Source organism: uncultured Ralstonia sp. (genome assembly GCA_913056305.1).
GTDB lineage: Bacteria > Pseudomonadota > Gammaproteobacteria > Burkholderiales > Burkholderiaceae > Ralstonia.
The window spans coordinates 1-19,771 of the sequence record CAJXMR010000018.1 but is presented as its reverse complement, the minus strand read 5'-3'; the positions used below and the strand labels follow the sequence as shown (position 1 = coordinate 19,771).

The window sequence follows — 19,771 nt, the reverse complement described above, 5'->3', positions numbered from 1 at the left end:
AATGATGGCAACCCAAGCGCGTATCGATGTTCATCTGCTGACCCTCAACGAGCCTGATGAATGGCGCGAGGCCTGCATCGCCAGCCTCGCGGGCGCACCGATCCAGTTGCACGTCTTGCCGGGAATTCCTGGTCGCATCGGCCAGGCGCGTGCCGCTGGCTACATGCAAGGCACTTTGCCCCTGGTGTCCTTCGTCGATCCCGATGACCGGTACGAAGCCAGCACCTTCACTCAGCTGGCTGATGCGCTCGATGCTAACCCGCAGGCCGTGATGGCCTACACCGACGAAACGCTGACCGACGAACGTGGACGAGACATTGCTATGCGGCGCCTCCCCTACAGCCGCCAGCAGCACGAGGGCAGCGCCAGTCATGTGCACGGCCTGATCGTGATGCGTCGATGGGCCGTCGAAGCCGTGCTGAAAGAAACCACCGACATCAACAATTTTTCCGACTGGCTGCTGACGCTGCTGGTTGCCAAGGCAGGCGAAGTGCTGCACCTGCCCGTCATCGGACGGCATTGGCGACAGCATCCGCGCCAAAGCCATCGCATGGGCGACCTTGGGGCCGTCCGGCGCGTTCGCCAGTCTTTGGATTTCTCGCCCGATGAGCTCTAACTACGCCACCGTCGCTCGTCGCTACGCCGAAGCGGTGGTGGCCGGAGAAATCCTGGCCTGCCGCTGGGTGCAACAGGCCTGTCGCCGGCAGCTCGATGATCTGGCCCGGTACACGGGCAAGGCCAGCCCCTACCGCTTCAACCCGAAGTTGAAGGACAAGGAAGGCCGGACCTTTCAGCCCGCCGACAACCTGTGCGCCTTCATCGAGCGGCTGCCGCACGTCAAGGGGCCGCTGGCCGGTGAGCCGATCAGCCTGGAACCGTGGCAGGTGTTCATCCTCTCGACGGTGTTCGGCTGGGTGAAGTCCGACGGCAAGCGACGGTTCCGCCGTTCTTACATCGAGGTGCCGCGCGGCAACGCCAAGTCCACGCTGTCCTCGGCGGTGGGCCTGTACATGCTGGCCGCCGATGGCGAGGGGGGCGCCGAGGTGTATTCACTGGCCACCACGCGTGACCAGGCGCGCATCGTGTTCGGCGACGCGCAGACCATGGCGCGGCGCAGTGCCGGCTTTCGCAGCCGCTTCGCGGTGAACGTCGGCGCGCACAACATGCATGTGCTGGCCAGCGGCTCCAAGTTCGAGGCGCTGTCGGCCGAGGGCTCGACGCTGGACGGCTTGAACATCCACTTCGGCTGCGTCGATGAGCTGCACGCCCACAAGACGCGCACGGTCTATGACGTGGTCGAAACCGGCACCGGTAAACGCGACAACTCACTGCTCTGGGTGATCACCACCGCCGGCAGCAACCGCGCCGGCATCTGCTACGAGGTGCGCACCTTCGTCACCAAGCTGCTCGACGGGGTGATCCAGGACGACACCCAGTTCGGGATCATCTACGGGCTGGATGACGGCGACGCCTGGGATACCGAGCCGGCGCTGATCAAGGCCAATCCCAACTGGGGCATCTCGGTGCGCCCGGAGGTGCTGGGACCGCTGCAGGCCAAGGCCATGCAGTTGCCCAGCGCCATCAACAACTTCAAGACCAAGCACCTGAACGAGTGGGTCAACGCCGACACGGCGTGGATGGACATGCGGGCCTGGGACGCCTGCGGCGACTCCACGCTCGATCTCGACGCCTTCGAGGGCCAGCCCTGCTGGGTCGGGCTGGATCTGGCCAGCAAGACCGACATCGCGGCGCTGGTGCTGGTGTTCCAGCATCCCGACATCGCTGATGCCTACGCGGTGTTCGGCAAGTACTACCTGCCCGAGGACACGGTCCAGGCCGCCGGCAACAGCCAGTACCCAGGCTGGATGCGTACCGGGCGGCTGACCGTGACGCCCGGCAATGTGATCGATTTCGGCTGGATCGAGGCCGACCTGACGGAGATGGCCTCGCGCTTTCAGATCCAGGCCGTGGCCTTCGACCCGTTCCAGGCCACGCAGCTCTCGACCCGCATGCTGGCTGAGGGCCTGCCCATGATCGAGGTGCGGCCGACGGTGCTCAATTTCAGCGAGCCGATGAAGACCCTGGAGGCGCTTGTGCTGCAGAGGAAGCTGGTGCACGACGGCGATCCGGTACTGGCCTGGATGGCCTCCAACGTGGTCGCGCATCTGGACGCCAAGGACAACATTTACCCGAGGAAGGAGCGCCCGGAGAACAAGATCGACGGCATCGTCGCTCTGATCATGGCGATCTCGCGTGCGATCAAACCGGGTGACGGCATCGTGATCGACAGCAGCTACGAGCTGATGGTGCTGTGATGGGCAAGGTCGCCGACTTCTTCCGACGTCTCGGGCCACGCTCGGACTCGGACGATCGCAGTCCGTGGGGATCGTTCTGGTTCGAGCCGGTCACCGTGCGCAGCATGAGCGGCGCGCGCATCTCGTCCGAGTCGGCGCTGCGGCTCTCCGCCGTCTATGCCTGCGTGCGCATCCTGGCCGAGAGCATGGCCTCGTTGCCGTTCATCCTCTATCGACCCGGCTCCAAGCGCGGCAAGGTGGAAGTGCGCGACCACTGGCTGTACCGCCTGTTCCATATCCGCCCGAACCGGTATCAAAACCCGTTCGAGTGGCGCGAGATGCTGATGGGCCACCTGGCGCTGCGCGGCAATGCGTTCTGTCGCATCGTCAGCAATGCCGCTGGCGAGATCACCGACCTGATCCCGATCCACCCGGACCGAGTCAGTCTGGTGCTCTCGAATACCCAGGCCGACGAGTACAGCTATCGCATCCTTGACCGCTTCGGCAACCAGACCATCCTGCCGCGCGGCGCGGTCTGGCATCTACGTGGACTGTCCTCTGACGGCATGATCGGCCTGTCGCCGATCGAGATGGCGCGCGAGAGCTTTGGCCTGGCGTTAGCCGCCCAAGACTACGGCGCGCGCTTCTTCGCCAACGATGCCAAGCCCACCGGTGGCTGGATCGAATATCCGGGCACCTTCAAGGACAAGCCCGCCCGAGACAATTTCCGCGAGTCCTACCAGAACGCGCAGGGCGCGATGAATCGCGGCAAGGTGCTGGTGCTGGAAGCGGGCATGAAGTACCACGAGGTCGGCGTCACCAACAAGGAGGCGCAGTTCCTGGAGCTGCGCAAGTTCCAGGTCACCGATATCGCGCGCCTGTTCCGCGTGCCGCCGCACATGATTGCGGACCTGGACCGCGCGACCAACAACAACATCGAGCAGCAGTCGATCGAGTTCGTGCGCTACACCATGCGTCCCTGGGCCGAGCGCTGGGAGGCCAGCATCCGCGCCGACTTGATGCTCGACAACGAAGGGCTGGACTGCGAATTCGACTTCGCCGCTTTGATGCGCGGCGACGCCAACAGCCGGGCGACCTACTACTCCGCGATGGTCAGCATGGGCGCGCTCACGCGCAACGAAGTGCGCCTGGCCGAGAACTATGCGCCGCTGCCAGGGCTCGACGAGCCGCTGGTGGCGCTCAACATGGGGGCGACCGGCACCAACCAGCAGCCGTTCCAGGCGCCGCCGCCCGATGACGACAACGCGCAGCCGAACAAGATCAACGACCGAGAAGATGACGATGAAACGTGAACTGCTGCTGGCCGAGTTCCTGGCCACGCCGTGGGCCTTGATGCCGGAACGACTGAATGCATTGACCGCCGTCTTCGGGCGGTGGGCCAGGAACGAGCCGGCCGGCGACGACATCCTGGCCCGCGTGATGGCCGACCGTGACGCACGCCAGCTCAAACGCCAGGCGGCGCAGACCGCCGGTGGCAATGGCATCGCGGTGCTGCCGCTGTATGGCGTGGTGACCCAGCGCGGCAACATGGTCGACGACGTCTCTGGCCCGGGCACCACCAGCACGCAGATGTTTGGTGCCGCCTTGCGCCAGGCGCTCGCTGACGACTCGGTCGGCCAGATCCTGATCGACATCGACAGTCCGGGCGGCAGCGTCTACGGCGTCGCCGAACTCGCGGACCAGATCCAGTCGGCGCGCGCGGCCAAACCGGTCGTGGCGATCGCCAACAGCCTCGCGGCCAGCGCCGCGTACTGGATCGGCTGTGCCGCCGCCGAGTTGTACGTCACGCCCGGTGGCGAGGTCGGCTCCATCGGCGTGTGGCAGGCGCATTTCGATTACTCGCAAGCGCTGGCCACCGATGGGGTGAAGCCCACCCTGATCTCGGCCGGCAAGTACAAGGTCGAAGGCAATCCTTACGAGCCGTTGGACGAGGAAGCGCGCGGCTTCATGCAATCGCGCGTGGACGATTACTACGGCGCGTTCACGAAAGCCGTCGCCAAGGGGCGCGGCCAGCCGATTGCCAGTGTGCGCGAGGGCATGGGCCAGGGCCGGGTGCTCGGCGCGGATGCCGCGCTCACGCAGAAGATGGTCGATGGCATCGCTACCTTCGATGAGGTCGTCACGATGATGCAAAAGCGCGGACGTGCTCAAGGTCGAGCCACGTCCCGCCTCACGCAAGCCAGGAACACGCTTGCCTTGATTTGATTTTCTGCCTGCCCGGCGTCACTGGGCAGACCCAACGAACAGCCGCTTGAGGGTGACCTCGGCGGCTTTTTTCATACCCGCTCCGGTGATGCTCACCCGCGCGGGTTTTTTCATTTGGAGAACCCGCAATGAGCAAACACCTACGAGAGCTTCAGGCCAGGAAAGCGAATCTGGTCAAGGACGCCCGTGCCTTGACGGAAGGCGCCGCTGCCGAGAATCGCGATCTCACGGCCGAAGAGGCCAGCCGCTTCGACACCCTGCGCGCCCAGATCGAAACGGCCTCCGCCGCCATCGACCGGGAGATGACCCTGGTTGCGGAGGAGGCGCGCTCGGCCGGCGTCGCCGTGGCCTTGGCAACGGCTGGTGCCGTGCAGCCCAATCCGCCTGCCGCCAGCGCACCGGCAGGCGCGAGCATCATCACCGTCAGCGACAACCGCGAACTCGATCCCCGGCGCGGTTTTGCCAGCGTCGGCGACTTCCTGAAGTCGGTGCGACAGGCCGAGATCGCGCGCCGCGCGGGCGGCGTGGTCGACGAGCGGCTGCTGGTCGGCTCCGGGATCGGTGCCGTCGCCCCCGGCCTGGCGGCCAACGAATCGGCCGGCGTGGACGGCGGCTTTGCCGTGCCGCCTCAGTTCGCGCAGGAGATCTTCACGCTCTCGCTGGGTGAGGACGGCCTGCTGCCGATGACCGACAACGTCGAGATCTCCGGCAACAGCATGTCCTTCCCGAAGGACGAGACCACGCCCTGGGGATCGAACGGCGTGCGCGCCTACTGGCAGGGCGAGGCCTCCGTCGCCCAGGCCACCAAGCCGCAACTGGGCCTGACCACGCTGCGCTTGAAGAAACTCATGGCGCTGGTGCCCATCACCTCGGAACTGCTGGAGGACACCAACGCGCTCACCTCCTACCTGCCCAAGCAGATCGCCGAGCGTATCCGCTGGAAGACCAACGAGGCCATCCTGAACGGCCAGGGCGATGGCGTGCCGTTGGGCGCCTTCCAGTCCGGTGCGGTGATCACCGTGCCCAAGGACCAGGGCCAAGCGACCCAGACCTTGACCCTCACGAACCTGCTCAACATGCAGTCACGCTTCATGCCCGGCTCGGAGAACAAGGGCGTGTGGATCATCAACAAGTCGGTCCAGGCCGCCCTGTACGGCATCACCTGGAACGGCATGCCGGCCTTCATGCCGATCGGCTACCAGGTCAACCTCGGCGGCTCGCTCGCCCAGGTGCAGCGCAACACGCTGCTGGGCCTGCCAGTGATCTTCTCGCAGCACCCGGCGCCGTTCTCGAGCCAGGGCGACGTGCTGCTGGTGGACCTGCAGTACTACCACACGATCACCAAGGCGGGCGGCCTGCAGACCGCCACCAGCATGCATCTGTATTTCGACGCCGACGCGGTGGCCTTCCGCACCACCTTCCGCATGGACGGGCAAAGCAAGATCGCGCAGGCCGTGTCGCCCGCCAAGGGCGCGGCCACGCTCTCGCCCTTCGTCCAGCTCGGTGCGCGCTGATCTTTTCACTCACACAGAAGGACATCCCATGGGCTTCCCCAACACCAAAGGCTCGGAACAGTTCGCCATTCTTGGCCGCACCGGCCCCCTCAATGCCAATGCCGCGCAATCCGCCTGGGTCCCGGTCAGCAACGTCCATCGCTTGCTGGCGCTGATCGATACCGGCGCCAACGCGAACGGCGTGCTCAATGCGCAGCTGCTGCAGGCACTGGACGCCACCGGCACCGGCGCCAAGCCGATCACCGGCGTCAATGGCCAGGCCAAGGCACTCACCCCGATCGCAGCCGGCAATGCAATCAACGTGCAGGCCCTGATCGATTGCTCGGTCGACGAGCTCGACACCAACAACGGCTACGCCTTCGTGCAGTTGCAGATCACGCTGTCGAACGCCGGCCTGATCGCGGGCCTGCTGCTGGGCATCAATGCGCGGTTTGAGCCGGCCAGCTCGCTCAACGCCGCATCCGTCGCCCAGATCACCGGCTGAGCCACGACTGGTCGCGAACGGTCTTCCCATTCCTGATTTTTTTCACCCCCCTCAACAAGGAGCTTTTCCATGAACGTGATCCGCTATCTCATCGATTTCTTCCACATCAACGGCGCGGGCGTGCAGTCCGTCAAGTACGCCAAGGGCCAGACCTATCCGGCTGACGACGAAACCCTGTCGCATGTGGAGGCCGGGCACGCCGAGATTGTGGTGATCGATGTCACCGCCACGACCAGCGACGCTGCGACTGCCGAGCCGGCCCAGCCCGACCCGACCCCGGTGTCGGATGCGACCCCGGACACCGCACCGGTCGCCCAAGCGGCAGACGTAGCACCGGCGACTACGGCGGCAGCGCCCGCCGCAGATCCCGCTCCGGCTGCGGATGCAAGCGCGTCCTCGGCGACTCCGGCGACCACCGCAACCGATCCTGTGCCGGCTCCCGCCGTCGTGGTGGCGGCAGCGCCTGTGACCAGTCCGTCGGCGACCGATACGCCTGGCGATCCGTCTCTGACGGCGGCCCAGCCTGCCGACGCCACCGGGACCCAGGCAAGCGCGGCGGCAGCCTCCGCTGACTCGGCGGCGCCGGCAGCACAGGCGACGACCGCTACGCCGCCTGACGCGCCCGCCGCTTCGACGAACGAGCCGGCTGCTGCGGCGCCGTCGTCCGCGACCACGGCAACTGCCAGCACCCAAGGCTGATGCCATTTCACCTGGTGACACCACCGGCCGTCGATGCCACCACCGGCATCGCCGAGCCGGTGTCCCTGGCCGAGGTCAAGCAGCATCTGCGCGTCGACATCCCGGATGATGACGCGCTGATCCTGGCGTTGATCAGCAGTGCGCGGCAGATGGCCGAGACGCTGACCAACCGTCAGTTGCTCCCGGCCACCTGGAACCTGGTGCTCGATGCCTTCCCTGGGCCAAGCCTAATGGGCGTGCCGGCGGGTCTGTCGTACTCGATCCCCGGGCACGCCATCCTCATTCCGAAGGGGCCGGTGCAAACCGTGACTTCGATCGTCTACCAGGACATGAATTTCAATCTGGTGACGATGCCGCCCGAGGACTACGTGGTGACCTCCACCGACGATCTGACCCGCATCACGCCGATCTTCGGCCAGATCTGGCAGCCGACGTTGCCGCAAATCGGCGCGGTCGCCGTGCAGTTCGTGGCGGGCTATGGCGATTCGACGCAGGTGCCCGAGGGCATCAAGCACTGGATCAAGCTGCGCGTCGACAGCCTCTACAACCAGCGCGGCGAAGTGGCCTTCGCACGCGGGCGCATGGACAAGCTGCCCTATGTGGACGCGCTGCTCGACCCCTACCGGATCGCCATCCTATGAGCGAAGCGCTGATGCTCCCCGATACCGGGGAGCTCAACCGTCGCATCGTCATCCGGCGTTGGACCGACGTCCCCAATGCCAGCTTCAACGTCGATCAGACCTTCGATGCCGGCATCAACCGCTGGGCCAAGGTCGAGCCCATCCGGGGCATTGCCTCCCGCATGGGCGTGGCGACGGTGGAGGAAGCGACGCATTACTTCTGGGTGCGCTACAGCGCCGAGACGACGGCTGACTATTTTTCGCAGGACCGCGTCATCGAGTACCGCGCCCGGCGCTATCGCATCCTCGACGCGCAGAACTTCCAGGATGCCGACCGCTACATCCGGATCACCGCCAAGAATCTGGGTGCCATCGCTTCGCTCAACACGAGCGCACCGTGAGATTCGCCATGACTCAACAAAGCAGTGACGGACAGGTGGCAGGCATCAGCCTGCACGTCGGTCTCGATTTCCACAGCACGATCGACTACGACCGCAAGGCCATGCGCCGTGCCTTGGTCAAGGGCGCGGCGGTCGTGCGCAAAGAGGCACGCACGCTGGTGTCCCGCCGCGTGGTGTCCCAGCCTGGCGAGTTCCCCGGTGAAGTGACGGGCGCGATGCGCCGCGCCATCGGCGTGATCGGCAGAGGCTCCAAGGGCGGCTGGGTCAAGGTGGGTGTGCGCGCGATTCCCGGCAGCTTCTACTACCCGGCCGTGCTGTTCTACGGCAGCCCGGCGCGCCACATCGCCGCGCGCGGCAACTTCATGACGGCGGCGCTGGCGAATCGCGGCAGCGAGATCCGCGAGCAGGTGCGCGACGCGCTGCGCCACGCCTTGGTGCCCAGGTAATGCAACTCGAACTCGTCATCGCGCAACTGCGCGCACTGTGCCCGTCGTTCAGCGGCCGGGTGGCCGGTGCCGCCGAATTCAAGCCGGTGCAGGAAGCGGCAGCGTTGCCGGTGCCGTGCGCCTTCGTCATCCCGCTCGACGACCGTCCCGAGCCACCCAAGGCGCTCAACGCCGTGGGGCAGGAGATGACCGACAGCTTCGGCGTGATCATCGCGCTCGACAACCGTGCCGATGAGAAGGGCCAATCTGCCTTCGATGGCGTGCATGCCGTCCGCGCCGAAATCTGGCGGGCCTTGCTCGGCTGGGTGCCGGGGCCGGTGAACACCGTCAATCCGGCCACCGACTACAACGGCATCTTCTACGAGGGCGGCAGCCTGCTGGCGATGGACCGCGCGCGGCTCTGGTACCAGTTCGAGTTCGGCGCGCAGATGTGGATCGGTGCCAGCGATGGCTGGGAAGCCGGTGCATTGCGCACCTTGCCGGACTTTGGCACCGAGGATGCCCAAGGTCGATGGCTACCGGGCTCCGCCGCCAACGTGGAAGTCGATGTCGGCAGGCCGATCTTCGACGCCACGGCCGATTACCCGGCCAACCCGATCGCCGACTTTGCCCAGGCTACCGTGAGCGCGCCGCGCACGCACGGCCCAGACGGACGCATCGAGTTCGACATTTCAGTTCCCTGACCTGGCTGCCCAGGCCACGACGGATTTTCATGACCGCCCGCCACGACTCGCGTCGTCGCGGGCTTTTTGCACTGGAGCACGCATGTTTGCCATTCCCACACCGGGCCGATCGGTCCCCATCCCTGGAACCAGGACACTGTTGCCGGCCACCGGCCAGAACATCGGCCAGGTCACCCAGTACTGGCAGCGCCGGCTGCATGAGGGCGATATCACGCTGAGCGAGGCGCCTCCCGCTGCGACCCCGGCGGCGACGGAAGCAGCAAAGGCCGCGTCAACGGCTGCATCGCCGGCCCCGGCATCCGCACCGGCGGCAAACAGCCCGCCCCCAGCCACCTCCGTAGCACCTGAACCGGCGGCTTCCGCAAGGAGTACGACATGAGCGGCGTGTCCTTCGAACACATTCCATCCAATCTGCGCGTGCCGCTGTTCTACGCGGAGATGGACAACAGCCAGGCCAATCTGGGCGACCAGGCGCTCAATGCGCTGTTGATTGGTCAGATGTTTCCCTGGGGAACAGCCACGCCCAACAAGGCGGTGCTGGTCACCGATCCAAAGTCGGCCTTGGTCCTGTTCGGCCAGGGATCGATGCTGGCGCGCATGGTGGCCAGCTATCGGCTGCAGGATGCTGGTTCCTGCAACCTGTGGTGCATCCCCGTACAAGATGACCCCGCTGCCTCGCAGGCCTCGGGCACGATCGTCATCAACGGCTTCGCCAGCGCGGCGGGCGCCATCGCCCTCTACATCGCGGGCCAGCGCGTGAATGTCGGCGTCCAGCTGGGTGACAGCCCGTTCAACATCGCCGCCAACATGGTCAGCAGCATCAACGCCAATGCCGATCTGCCGGTGACCGCCACGACGGGGGCGTATGCCTTCGCCGCCGTGCGCCCCATGTCGGCGATCGCCGAGGGCTCGGCCGTCGTCACGCTCACCAGCAAGTGGGCTGGGCAGACGGCCAACGACATCACCGTCCTCGACTCCTTCCTGGGGTGGAGCGCCGGTGAGCGCGTGCCCGCCGGTGTGACGCTGAGTTATTCCGGCCCCACGCTTGCGGGTGGGTCCACCGACCCGACGCTGGCGGCCACCGCCATCCCGGGCATGGGCGATGACCCCTACGACTTCATCATCCACCCCTATGGCCAGGCGCAGGCCCTGAACGACCTGCAGCTGGAACTCAACGACATCACCGGGCGTTGGTCCTACGCCAAGCAGATCTACGGACACGGCTACACCGCCTTGCGCGGCATGCTCAGTGATCTGGTCGCCTTCGGCATGACGCGCAACGACCAGCACCACACCGTTGCCGCCATCGATGCCGATTGCCCGAATCCCTGCTGGGAATACGCGGCAGCCTATGGCGGCGCCAACGCGGTCGACATCGCCGCCGATCCGGCGCGTCCCACCCAGACGACGCCGCTGCTGGGCCTGCTCGCGCCGCGCGCCGGCAATCGCTTCCTGTTCGAGGATCGCCAGGCGCTGCTCAATTTCGGGATCGCGACGAGCTTCGTCTCCGGCGGCCAGTTGCGCGTGGAGCGCGCGATCACGACCTACCAGCAGAACGCCTTCGGCGCGCCGGACACCAGCTACCTCGACTCGGAAACCCTGCACACCTCGGCCTACGTGCTGCGTGCGCTCAAGGGCGTGATCACGTCGAAGTATCCCCGGCACAAGCTGGCGAGTGATGGCACACGCTTCGCCGCCGGCCAGGCCATCGTGACGCCCGCCGTCATCAAGGGCGAGCTCTGCGCGATCTACGGGCAGATGGAATACCTGGGCATCGTCGAAAACCTCGACACCTTCAAGCAGTACCTGATCGTCGAGCGCGACACCACGGACCCCAACCGGGTCAATGTCCTCTTCCCGCCCGACTACGTCAATCAACTGCGGGTGTTCGCGGTACTGAACCAGTTCCGACTGCAGTACCCGGCCAACCAGATCGTCAGCTGACCAGGAGGCAACCATGGCTCAACGTATCGCGGGCATCTGTTTCGTCAAGGTCAACGGCGCCCAATTCGAAATCTCCGGCGACATCGAGATTCCGCTGACCGAGTTCAAGCGCGAGGCCGTCATGGGCCTGTCCGGACCGGCCGGCTACAAGGAAACGGCGCTGGAACCCTACATCAAGGTGGTGGCGCTGTTCACGCCGGACTTTCCGGTGAACACCTTGCGCACCAACACCACACTGACCGTGACGGCGGAACTCGCCAACGGCGTCGTCTACACGCTCTCCAACGCCTTCGTGCGCGGGGAGCCCAAAGCCAAACCCATCGACGGCACGATCGAGATCGAGTTCTCGGGAAGCCAGGGACAGTGGAGTAACAACCAATGAGCGACCAAGAACTGACCATCCCCCTGTCCGCGCCGGTGATGGCGCATGGCGAGGAAATCACCTGCCTGGTGCTGCGCCAGCCGACCACGGCGGACCTGATCGAACTGGGGCAACCGATGCGGCTGCTGCCAGGCAATGGCATGGAGGACGCCGCCGTCGAAGTGCGCATGGGCGTGGTGGCGCATTACGTGGCGCGCCTTGCGTCGATTCCACTGTCCAGCGTCAAGTCCCTGTCGCTGGGTGACTTTGGCCGTGCGACGCAGGCGGTCCTGGGTTTTTTCGGGGAAGACGGCTCGGATCGGACGAACAGTTCGCCGAGCGCGTCTTCGAAGTCGCCTGGTTCTTCAAAACATCCCCGCGCGACGTCCTGAGCTTGACCCTCACCGAATTCGAACTCTGGAACCGGCAGGCCGAGCGCATCGCGCAGCGCCTGCAGGGCGACGAGTGACGGCATCCGAATCAGAAACCAATCATGTCTGACCGTTTCGAGCTCAAGGCCATTTTGTCGGCCAACGCGGAGAGCCTCATCCATGCCCTGAAGTCGGTCGAGGCCCCCGCGCAGGCTGCGCGCAAATACCTCACCGACATCGGCAAGTCCGCCTCCGGCCTGGCGGGCAAGTTCGGTTTGCCGGTCGGGATCGCCGGTGGCCTGGCGGCCGGTTTCGGCCTCGCCAAGGTCAAGGATGCGGTGCACACCTATGCCGAACTAGGTGAGGCGGTGCACCACGGCGCCACGCGCGCGGGCATGAGCGTCGAGCAGTTCCAGCGCATGAAGTACGTGGCGGAGCAAAACGGCGTCGCGGTCGAACAGATGGAAGGCGCCATGGGCAAGCTGAACCTGACGCTCGGGCGCGCGGCCGGCGGGCGAGGCAAGGAAGCCGCCGCGCTGTTCGCTCGCCTGGGCATCGCCATGCGCGATGCGTCCGGTCAACTGCGTTCGGGCATGACTGTGCTGCCCGAACTGGCCGATGCGTTCGTGCGCAACGAAAACCCGGCCGTGCGTGCCCGTATGGGGATGGCCTTGTTCGGCAAGAAGTGGCAGGAGATCGTGCCGCTGCTGGAAGCCGGCGGCAAGGGCATCGAGGAAGCCCAGGCGCGCATGTCGCGCTTCAAGGGCGTCATGAACGAGGAGAATATCGACCGATCGCGGGAATTCGCCAAGTCGCTGCGCGATCTGGAGATGGTCAGCAAGGGCTTCCAGATGACCATCGCCAAGAGCCTGGTGCCGGCGATCAAACCGCTGCTCGATGGCTTCAACGACTGGATGGCAGCCAACAAGAAGCTGGTGTCCGCCGAGGTCGGCCGCATGGCCAAGGATCTCGGACATTGGCTGTCCAGCATCGACTGGCGCGGCATGGCCCGCAGTGTGTTGGCCTTCGGCCAGGGCATCGGCAAACTGGTCGATTTCGTCGGCGGCCCGCGCAATGCGCTGATCGGCCTGGCGGTCGTGATGAATGCCCAGACGATCATGGCCCTGGGCGGCCTGGTTGGCGCCATCGGCCGCGCGGGCCTGGCATTTCTTGGTATGGCGGCACGGGCCTATGTCGCGAGCAATGCGGCGCTGCTGTCGATGGCGCGCACCGGCATCGCGGCCACGCTGCTCACCGGCCCGCTTGGGCGCTTGCGCGCACTGTGGACGTTGCTCGCCACCACGACGGTGTCGATGAGCGGCCTGATGTCGGGCGCCATGGCGATGGTCAGTGGCGGCATTCGCGCCGTCGGTGCGGCGCTGATGGCCAACCCGCTGGGCATCATTCTCGCGATCGCCTCGGCAGCTTGGCTGATTTATGAGAACTGGGACACCGTCAAAAGCTGGTTCACCGGCTTCTGGAACTGGATCAAGGCCCATGCCGAACTGATCCTCACCTGCCTCGGCCCGATCGGCTGGGTCGCCAGCACGATCATCGAGCATTGGGAGCCGCTCAAAGCCTGGTTCGGCGATTTCGTGCGCTGGCTGTCGGACAAGCTGCGCTGGATGGTCGATGCCGCCAAAGCCGTGGGCCATGCCTTCGGTATCGGTGGCGGCGACGAAAGATCGGCGAGCCCCGAGCCAGGCAACCCCTCCCGGGGCACGCCTCTGGGGGCGATGGCATCCCCGGTTGCCGGTAACCGCCCCTCCTTGCTGGGGACGGCTGCCGGCGCCGCCAAGGTGGAGGGCCAGGTGAACATCAAGATCGACGGCCTGCCTGCAGGTTCACGCGTCGAACAGGTGCGCGGCGGCACCATGCCGATCAATGTCGATGCCGGCTACAGCGCGCATGCGCTGCTTATGCCATAGCGCCGGATTCCTCTCATGGCCAAGTATTCCGACTCTCTGCATACGGCATCCTTTCGCGGGGTGGTGTTCCAGGTCAATGGCGCCGACTGCGGCGCCGGCCGACGCGTGCAGGTCCATGAATACCCCCAGCGCGACATGCCCTGGGTGGAGGACCTGGGCCGTGCCACCCGCGAGATCGCGCTGGACGCCTTTCTGATCGGTGCGGACTACATCGATCAGGCCAATCGCCTGCTCTCAGTTCTGGAGATGGCTGGGCCGGGGACGCTCGTGCATCCCTGGCTGGGAACGATGCAGGTGTGCCTGTCCGCACCGGCTCGCGTGCGCTTCGATTCCGGCCTGGGCGTGGCGACGGTATCCCTGTCCTTCGTCGAATCGGGCGAACTCACGTTCCCGATTCCGACGAGTTCCACCCAGGCGGCCAGCCGGCTCGCGGCCGATGGACTGGCCACGGCGGCCATCCAGGATTTTGCGGGCAGTTTCACGGTCGCGGGCTTTCAGAGCTTCGTCGCGGCGGCGGCCCAAGGACGACTGGCCGCCATGCTGGGTTTCGTGGGGGCTGGGCAGATCGCGCAGGTGCTCGCGAACTTCACATCGCAGGCCACCTCGGTCGCCAACCTGGTCACCCAGGCGGCGTCTTTTCTGAGCAATCCGGCGATGCTGGGTCAGACGCTGCTCAATGCCTTCGGCCTGTCGGGCGCGGCGGGCGCCGTCGCCGCCTGGTCCAACGTGGTCAAGCTGCTCACCGGCACGGCGTCGTCGAACGCCATGCTGGCGCGCACCCCGGTCGTGGCGGCCACGCCGTCACGCCGGCAGATCGATACCAATGCCGTCGCGCTCTACGGCCTGGGCCGGCAACTCCTGCTCGCGCAAGCGGTGGGCATTTCGTCCCTGGTGGGCACCGAGCAGGACAGCGTGCAGGCCGGCATCAGCCAGCCGTCGGGCGGCATGCCGGTCGCCCCACAACAGGTCACGCAAGACAGCATGCTGGCGGTGCGCGACGCGCTGCTCTCCACGCTCGACGCCGAGATGCGCCGCTGCGGGGACGCCGCCTATGAGGCGTTGCAGACCGCGAGCGCGGCGGTCTATGTGGATTTGACGGCCCGGGCGCAGGGCGCGGCTCGTCTGACCGCCTGGACGCCGCCCGAGACGATGCCGATGCTGGCCGTCGCCTACGAGTTGTACGCGGATGCGTCGCGCGATGCCGAGATCCAGTCGCGCAACGGCATCCGCCATCCCGGCTTCGTGCCGCCCGGCGCGCTTTCCGTGATCGTGGCCTGACATGGCGAGCACTGATCCAGGCTATCCGGCGGGCCTGCCGGAGAATCAGGTGCGCCTCGTGGTGGGCGGCCAGGAATTCGGCGGCTGGAAGAAGATCCGCATCGAGGCCGGGATCGAGCGGCAGGCGCGCAGCTTCGAGCTGGAAGTCACCGACCGCTGGCCCGGACCGACCTCGGCCGCCACCGCAGACACCGCACCACCGGTCTGGCGCCGTATCCGGCCATTCGATGCCTGTCAGGTGCTGATCGGCAACGACCTGGTGCTGACCGGCTATGTCGATGCCACCCCGATCCAGTATGACGGCAAGCGCGTCAGCGTCACCGTCAAGGGCCGCAGCCGCACCTGCGATCTGGTCGACTGCTGCCCGCCCGATTCCGGGCGGGCAGCACCGGCGGGCAACGGCCTGTGGGCGGACGTCAAAGGCAAGGACGGCAAGACCGGCACGGTCGTCAAGCCGGCGGCGGCCAACACCAACGTCTGGCGCAACGCCAAGCTGGAGACCATTGCCGCCGCGCTGGCCGCGCCCTATGGCGTGCGCGTGCTGACCGAGATCGACAGCGGTGCGCCGATCACCGAGCACCACGTCCAGGTCGGGGAAACCGTGTTCGAGAGCATCGACCGGCTGATGCGCCTGCGCCATGTGCTGTCCACCGACAACGCCCGGGGCGACCTGGTGTTCATCGATGTCGGCAGCGCCGGCAATGCCACCACCACGCTCGAGTTGGGCCAGAACATCCGGGAGGGGAGTTGCGAACTCGACTTCAAGGCGGTGATGTCCAGCTACGTCGTGAAGGGCCAGCGTGCGGGCAATGACGGCGACTTCGGCGTCATTGCCAACGAGGTCGAAGGCGACGATGACGGCGAGGCCGAGTTCGAAGGCGGGATCTCCGACGCCGGCACGCCGGTGACGGCGAGTCTGACGGATGCGCGTTCCAAGCGCTTTCGGGTGCTGGTGCTCAAGCAAGCCGGCCATGCCGACGCCGGCACCTGCCAGGACCGGGCGCTGTACGAGCGCGCGCACCGGGCCGCCAAGGCGCTCGAAGCCACCTATACGGTCGCTGGCTGGCGCCAGGGTGACGGACAGCTGTGGGTGCCGAACCTGCTGGTACGCGTCCGGGACGACTTGATCGGCTTCGACCAGACCATGGTCATCGCCGAAGCGCATTACCTGCTCGACGACAACGGACTGCGCACGCAATTGCGTGTCGGGCCGCCCGATGGTTACCGCTCCAAGGCGGCCAAGCCGCGCAAGGGCATCAAGCGCGGCGGCGCCGACACCTGGGGAGATGTGGAATGAGGTTCAATCCATGACGGATTTCGCGCGCCTGGTCGCGCCCTATGCGCGCCGCCTGTCCAACATGGTCGCGCGTGGCAGCGTGTCCCTGGTCAACGCGGCGACCAAGATGCAGAGCCTGCAACTGCGCCTGTTGGCCGGCGAGTCCAAGGATGACGTCGAGCATTTCGAGCCGTATGGCTTGACCAGCCATCCCCAGCCCGGCGCCGAATGCGTCGCGCTTTTTCTCGATGGCGACCGCTCGCATGGCGTCGTCGTGTGCGTGGCCGATCGTCGCTATCGGGTCAAGGGCCTGGCGAGCGGCGAAGTCATCTTGCATGACGACCAGGGGCAGTCCGTCTATCTCATGCGCGGCGGCATCAAGCTGACTGACAAGGCGGGATCGACCGTTGTGATGCAAGGTGACGGCAGCGGATCGATGACGTTCGCGGCCGGCCTCACGATCAACGCGAACAGCAAGATCGTCGGCACGCTGGAAGTGACCCAGAACATCACGAGCGACGCCAGCATCACGGCGGCACAGGACGTCGGTGACCAGGGTGGTGTCAAGACGATGGCCGGCATGCGGGAGATCTACAACGGCCACACGCATGCCGGCACCGACAGCCACGGCGACGGCTTCACCACCAACCCGCCGAACCAGCAGGAATAAGCCATGCGCGACACCATGCCGCTGACCGTCACCTTCGACGGCCAGACGACCCCGCTCGGCCTGCTCCAGGACATCGACAACGACAAGGCCCATCCGCTGGTGCGGGCCGTGCTCATCAGTCTCTTCACCTGGCGCCGCGCCAATGCCGACGACACCTTGCCCGACCCGAAGGGGTTTCGCATGGGCTGGTGGGGCGACTCCTACCCGGCGGTGGCCAACGACCGCATCGGCTCACGCCTGTGGCTGCTGGCGCGCGCGAAGCTCACGCTGACCACGGTGCAACGAGCCCAGGACTATGCCGAAGAGGCCCTGCAGTGGCTGATCGACGATGGCGTCGCCGCCCGCATCGCCGTGCGTGCGGAGCGCCAGGGCCTGTCGACGCTGGCCCTGCAATGCACGCTGTTCGCGGCCGATGGCACGGCGAACGCGGTGCTCAGGTTCGACAACCTCTGGAGTCTCTTGAATGTTTAACCGTCCGTCCCTCGCGGACCTGATCAATCGCACGACGAACGACGTGTTTCAACGGCTGCAGCAAGACAACGTGCTGCGCCGCGCCGACGCCCAGGTCTATGCCCGCGTGCTCGCCGGCGTGGCCCATGGCCTGTACGGTTTCATTGAATGGATCAGCCGCCAGATCATCATCGACACCGCCGAAGCCGAGTTCCTGGAGCGCTGGGCCTCCATCTGGGGCGTGCAGCGTCTCGCGGCAACACCCGCCACCGGCACCATCACCTTCACGGTGGCGCCGGGGGCAGCGGACATCCCGGCCGGTACGCTGGTGCAGACGCTCGATGGCACGCAATTCCAGACGACAGCGGACATCACGGTCAGCGGACTCCAGGCCACGACCACCGTCACGGCGGTCGCACCGTCTGCCGCCAGCAACGGCTACGCCGGGCAGACGGCCAATCTGGTCACGCCGGTGCTGGGCGTGCAGACCGCTGCCGTGCTCGGGCTGCTTGCCGGTGGCGGCGACCTCGAGTCCGACGACAGTCTGCGCGAGCGGCTGCTCAACCGCATCCAGCAACCGCCGCAAGGCGGGGACGCCAACGACTACGTGCAATGGACCCTGGCAACGCCCGGCGGCGGCGCCACCCGTGCTTGGGTCGTGGCCGAGCAATTCGGGCAAGGCACGGTGGGCGTCGCCTTCGTCTGCGACGGCAACGGCGCGGGCGCGGCGATCCTTCCCTCGGCCGCGCAGATCGCGGCCGTCGCCGCCTTCATCGACACGGTCCGCCCGGTCACCGCGCATGTGACGGTCTATGCGCCGGTCGCCGTGCCGATCGATTTCGCGATCGAAGGATTGAGCCCGGACACGCTGGCCGTTCAACAGGCCATCACGGCCGAACTCGCCGATCTGCTGGCGCGTGAGGGGCAGCCCGGCGGCACGATCCTGCTGTCGCACATGCGCTCGGCGATTTCCTCTGCGGCCCAGGAATGGGACTACGTGCTGGTTACTCCGGCCGCCAACGTCGTGTTGTCGCCCGGCCAAATCCCGGTCATGGGGAGGGTGGTATGGCAGTGACGCAGCAGGTCAGCCAGCCACTGGCCGCCGCCGACTACCTGGCGTCGCTGCAAAAGCTCCTGCCCTATGGCCCGGCGTGGACCGATGACGCCGACGCGGCCATCACCCGGCTGCTGACGGGCCTCGCGCAGGAACTGGCACGGATCGATGCCAGAAGCTGGCAACTCATCGACGAGGCCGATCCGCGCACCACCAACGAATTGTTTCCCGATTGGCAGCGGGTGGCGGGCTTGCCCGATCCGTGCGTGGTAGCGCTCGGCAGTCAGCAGACGTTTGCGCAGCGACGGGCCACGCTGGTGTCCCGGCTGATCCAGGTCGGCGGCCAGTCTCGCGGTTACTTCATCGCCGTGGCGCGGGCATTGGGCTTCGCCATCTCGATCACTGAAGGCTGGCAGGAAATCGACACCGTCATTTCGCCGGTCAACAACCCGCTGGCCAATAGCAACTGGATTTACACCTGGACGATTCACGTGCCCCTCGGGGACACGCGCAGCACGCTCACCGTCAACGGCCGCGTCTCCGATCCGCTCGCGGCCTGGGGCAACACCTTGCTCGAGTGCGTGATGCGGCGGCTCAAGCCCGCCCACACCACGCTGCTCTTCAGCTACACGTAGGAGATCACATGGACAACCGCGTCTGGGAGGCCAACGCCGCCCAAACACCACCTGCCGTGCCGGCCAATCCGTCGATCGGCTACCCGACCGACGGGAATCCGGCCACCAATACGCCGGCCACCACGCCGGGGGATTACTGGTTCTATCAGGTCAGCGAGGAGATCCGCAATGTCATCCTGGCCGCTGGGCTCGCACCCGACCGCAACGCGCTCAACCAGCTCAGGCAGGCGATCGAGGTCCTGATCAATGCAGCGGTCGCCGCCGCGCTGGCGAACTACCGACCACCGGCGCCAGCTCCCACGCCCACACCGACCCCCGCACCGACCCCGACGCCGACGCCGACGCCGACACCAACACCAACACCAACACCGACACCGACACCAACGCCTACGCCTACGCCAACTCCACCACCGCCGCCTCCACCACCTCCACCACCT

Annotated in this window: 22 protein-coding genes and 1 pseudogene; all 23 read left to right on the top strand. The window is 66.3% G+C overall.

Features of this window, described 5'->3' with window-relative positions; genetic code table 11:
• The first annotated feature begins 1 nt into the window (after position 1).
• Positions 2-616: a glycosyltransferase family 2 protein gene (locus QZ609_RS05290; RefSeq protein ID WP_295491968.1), complete on the top strand. Its 615-nt coding sequence runs from the start codon at positions 2-4 to the stop codon at positions 614-616.
• Positions 606-2,315, top strand: coding sequence for a terminase TerL endonuclease subunit (locus QZ609_RS05285; protein ID WP_295491966.1), 1,710 nt, complete (start codon positions 606-608; stop codon positions 2,313-2,315). Before QZ609_RS05290 ends, QZ609_RS05285 begins: the two co-directional genes overlap by 11 nt.
• Positions 2,315-3,607: a phage portal protein gene (locus tag QZ609_RS05280; RefSeq protein WP_295491964.1), complete on the top strand. Its 1,293-nt coding sequence runs from the start codon at positions 2,315-2,317 to the stop codon at positions 3,605-3,607. The genes QZ609_RS05285 and QZ609_RS05280 overlap by 1 nt, the downstream gene beginning before the upstream one ends.
• The gene (locus QZ609_RS05275; protein ID WP_042549006.1) at positions 3,597-4,520 is read left to right on the top strand and encodes a S49 family peptidase; all 924 of its coding nucleotides are present in this window, start codon (positions 3,597-3,599) and stop codon (positions 4,518-4,520) included. Before QZ609_RS05280 ends, QZ609_RS05275 begins: the two co-directional genes overlap by 11 nt.
• Positions 4,521-4,648: 128 nt before the next feature.
• Positions 4,649-6,034: a phage major capsid protein gene (locus QZ609_RS05270; RefSeq protein ID WP_295491961.1), complete on the top strand. Its 1,386-nt coding sequence runs from the start codon at positions 4,649-4,651 to the stop codon at positions 6,032-6,034.
• Positions 6,035-6,062: 28 nt separating this feature from the next.
• Positions 6,063-6,518, top strand: a complete 456-nt coding sequence (locus QZ609_RS05265; protein WP_295491959.1) for a hypothetical protein — start codon at positions 6,063-6,065, stop codon at positions 6,516-6,518.
• A 69-nt stretch (positions 6,519-6,587) separates the two neighbouring features.
• A complete protein-coding gene (locus tag QZ609_RS05260) occupies positions 6,588-7,217 on the top strand; it encodes a hypothetical protein (protein ID WP_295491957.1) in 630 nt (209 codons plus the stop codon).
• On the top strand, positions 7,217-7,858 hold the full coding sequence (locus tag QZ609_RS05255; RefSeq protein WP_295491955.1) for a head-tail connector protein: 642 nt from the start codon (positions 7,217-7,219) through the stop codon (positions 7,856-7,858). Before QZ609_RS05260 ends, QZ609_RS05255 begins: the two co-directional genes overlap by 1 nt.
• The gene (locus QZ609_RS05250) at positions 7,855-8,238 is read left to right on the top strand and encodes a head-tail adaptor protein (RefSeq protein WP_295491953.1); all 384 of its coding nucleotides are present in this window, start codon (positions 7,855-7,857) and stop codon (positions 8,236-8,238) included. The genes QZ609_RS05255 and QZ609_RS05250 overlap by 4 nt, the downstream gene beginning before the upstream one ends.
• An 8-nt stretch (positions 8,239-8,246) precedes the next feature.
• Positions 8,247-8,684 carry a hypothetical protein gene (locus QZ609_RS05245; RefSeq protein WP_295491952.1) on the top strand — a complete coding sequence of 146 codons (438 nt, stop codon included), beginning with the start codon at positions 8,247-8,249 and terminating at the stop codon, positions 8,682-8,684.
• On the top strand, positions 8,684-9,367 hold the full coding sequence (locus QZ609_RS05240) for a hypothetical protein (protein ID WP_295491950.1): 684 nt from the start codon (positions 8,684-8,686) through the stop codon (positions 9,365-9,367). Before QZ609_RS05245 ends, QZ609_RS05240 begins: the two co-directional genes overlap by 1 nt.
• Before the next feature lie 82 nt (positions 9,368-9,449).
• Positions 9,450-9,746, top strand: a complete 297-nt coding sequence (locus QZ609_RS26730; RefSeq protein ID WP_365900976.1) for a DUF2635 domain-containing protein — start codon at positions 9,450-9,452, stop codon at positions 9,744-9,746.
• Positions 9,743-11,311 (top strand): phage tail sheath subtilisin-like domain-containing protein, encoded by a 1,569-nt coding sequence (locus tag QZ609_RS05235; protein WP_295491948.1) that lies wholly within the window; start codon positions 9,743-9,745, stop codon positions 11,309-11,311. The genes QZ609_RS26730 and QZ609_RS05235 overlap by 4 nt, the downstream gene beginning before the upstream one ends.
• A gap of 13 nt (positions 11,312-11,324) precedes the next feature.
• Complete coding sequence (locus tag QZ609_RS05230; RefSeq protein WP_042549277.1) at positions 11,325-11,693, top strand: phage tail tube protein; 369 nt, start codon at positions 11,325-11,327, stop codon at positions 11,691-11,693.
• Positions 11,690-12,064, top strand: a complete 375-nt coding sequence (locus QZ609_RS05225) for a phage tail assembly protein (RefSeq protein WP_295491945.1) — start codon at positions 11,690-11,692, stop codon at positions 12,062-12,064. Before QZ609_RS05230 ends, QZ609_RS05225 begins: the two co-directional genes overlap by 4 nt.
• Before the next feature lie 101 nt (positions 12,065-12,165).
• A complete protein-coding gene (locus tag QZ609_RS05220) occupies positions 12,166-13,971 on the top strand; it encodes a hypothetical protein (RefSeq protein ID WP_295491943.1) in 1,806 nt (601 codons plus the stop codon).
• A 15-nt stretch (positions 13,972-13,986) separates the two neighbouring features.
• Positions 13,987-15,249: a DNA circularization N-terminal domain-containing protein gene (locus tag QZ609_RS05215; RefSeq protein ID WP_295491941.1), complete on the top strand. Its 1,263-nt coding sequence runs from the start codon at positions 13,987-13,989 to the stop codon at positions 15,247-15,249.
• A gap of 1 nt (position 15,250) precedes the next feature.
• Positions 15,251-16,546: a phage baseplate assembly protein gene (locus QZ609_RS05210; protein WP_295491940.1), complete on the top strand. Its 1,296-nt coding sequence runs from the start codon at positions 15,251-15,253 to the stop codon at positions 16,544-16,546.
• A 10-nt stretch (positions 16,547-16,556) separates the two neighbouring features.
• A complete protein-coding gene (locus QZ609_RS05205) occupies positions 16,557-17,195 on the top strand; it encodes a phage baseplate assembly protein V (RefSeq protein WP_295491938.1) in 639 nt (212 codons plus the stop codon).
• A gap of 3 nt (positions 17,196-17,198) precedes the next feature.
• Positions 17,199-17,666 (top strand): phage GP46 family protein, encoded by a 468-nt coding sequence (locus QZ609_RS05200; RefSeq protein WP_295491935.1) that lies wholly within the window; start codon positions 17,199-17,201, stop codon positions 17,664-17,666.
• Complete coding sequence (locus QZ609_RS05195; protein WP_295491933.1) at positions 17,659-18,720, top strand: baseplate J/gp47 family protein; 1,062 nt, start codon at positions 17,659-17,661, stop codon at positions 18,718-18,720. Before QZ609_RS05200 ends, QZ609_RS05195 begins: the two co-directional genes overlap by 8 nt.
• Complete coding sequence (locus QZ609_RS05190; protein WP_295491931.1) at positions 18,711-19,334, top strand: putative phage tail protein; 624 nt, start codon at positions 18,711-18,713, stop codon at positions 19,332-19,334. Before QZ609_RS05195 ends, QZ609_RS05190 begins: the two co-directional genes overlap by 10 nt.
• An 8-nt stretch (positions 19,335-19,342) precedes the next feature.
• Positions 19,343-19,771 (top strand): annotated as a pseudogene (locus QZ609_RS05185) (hypothetical protein); the annotation flags it as partial.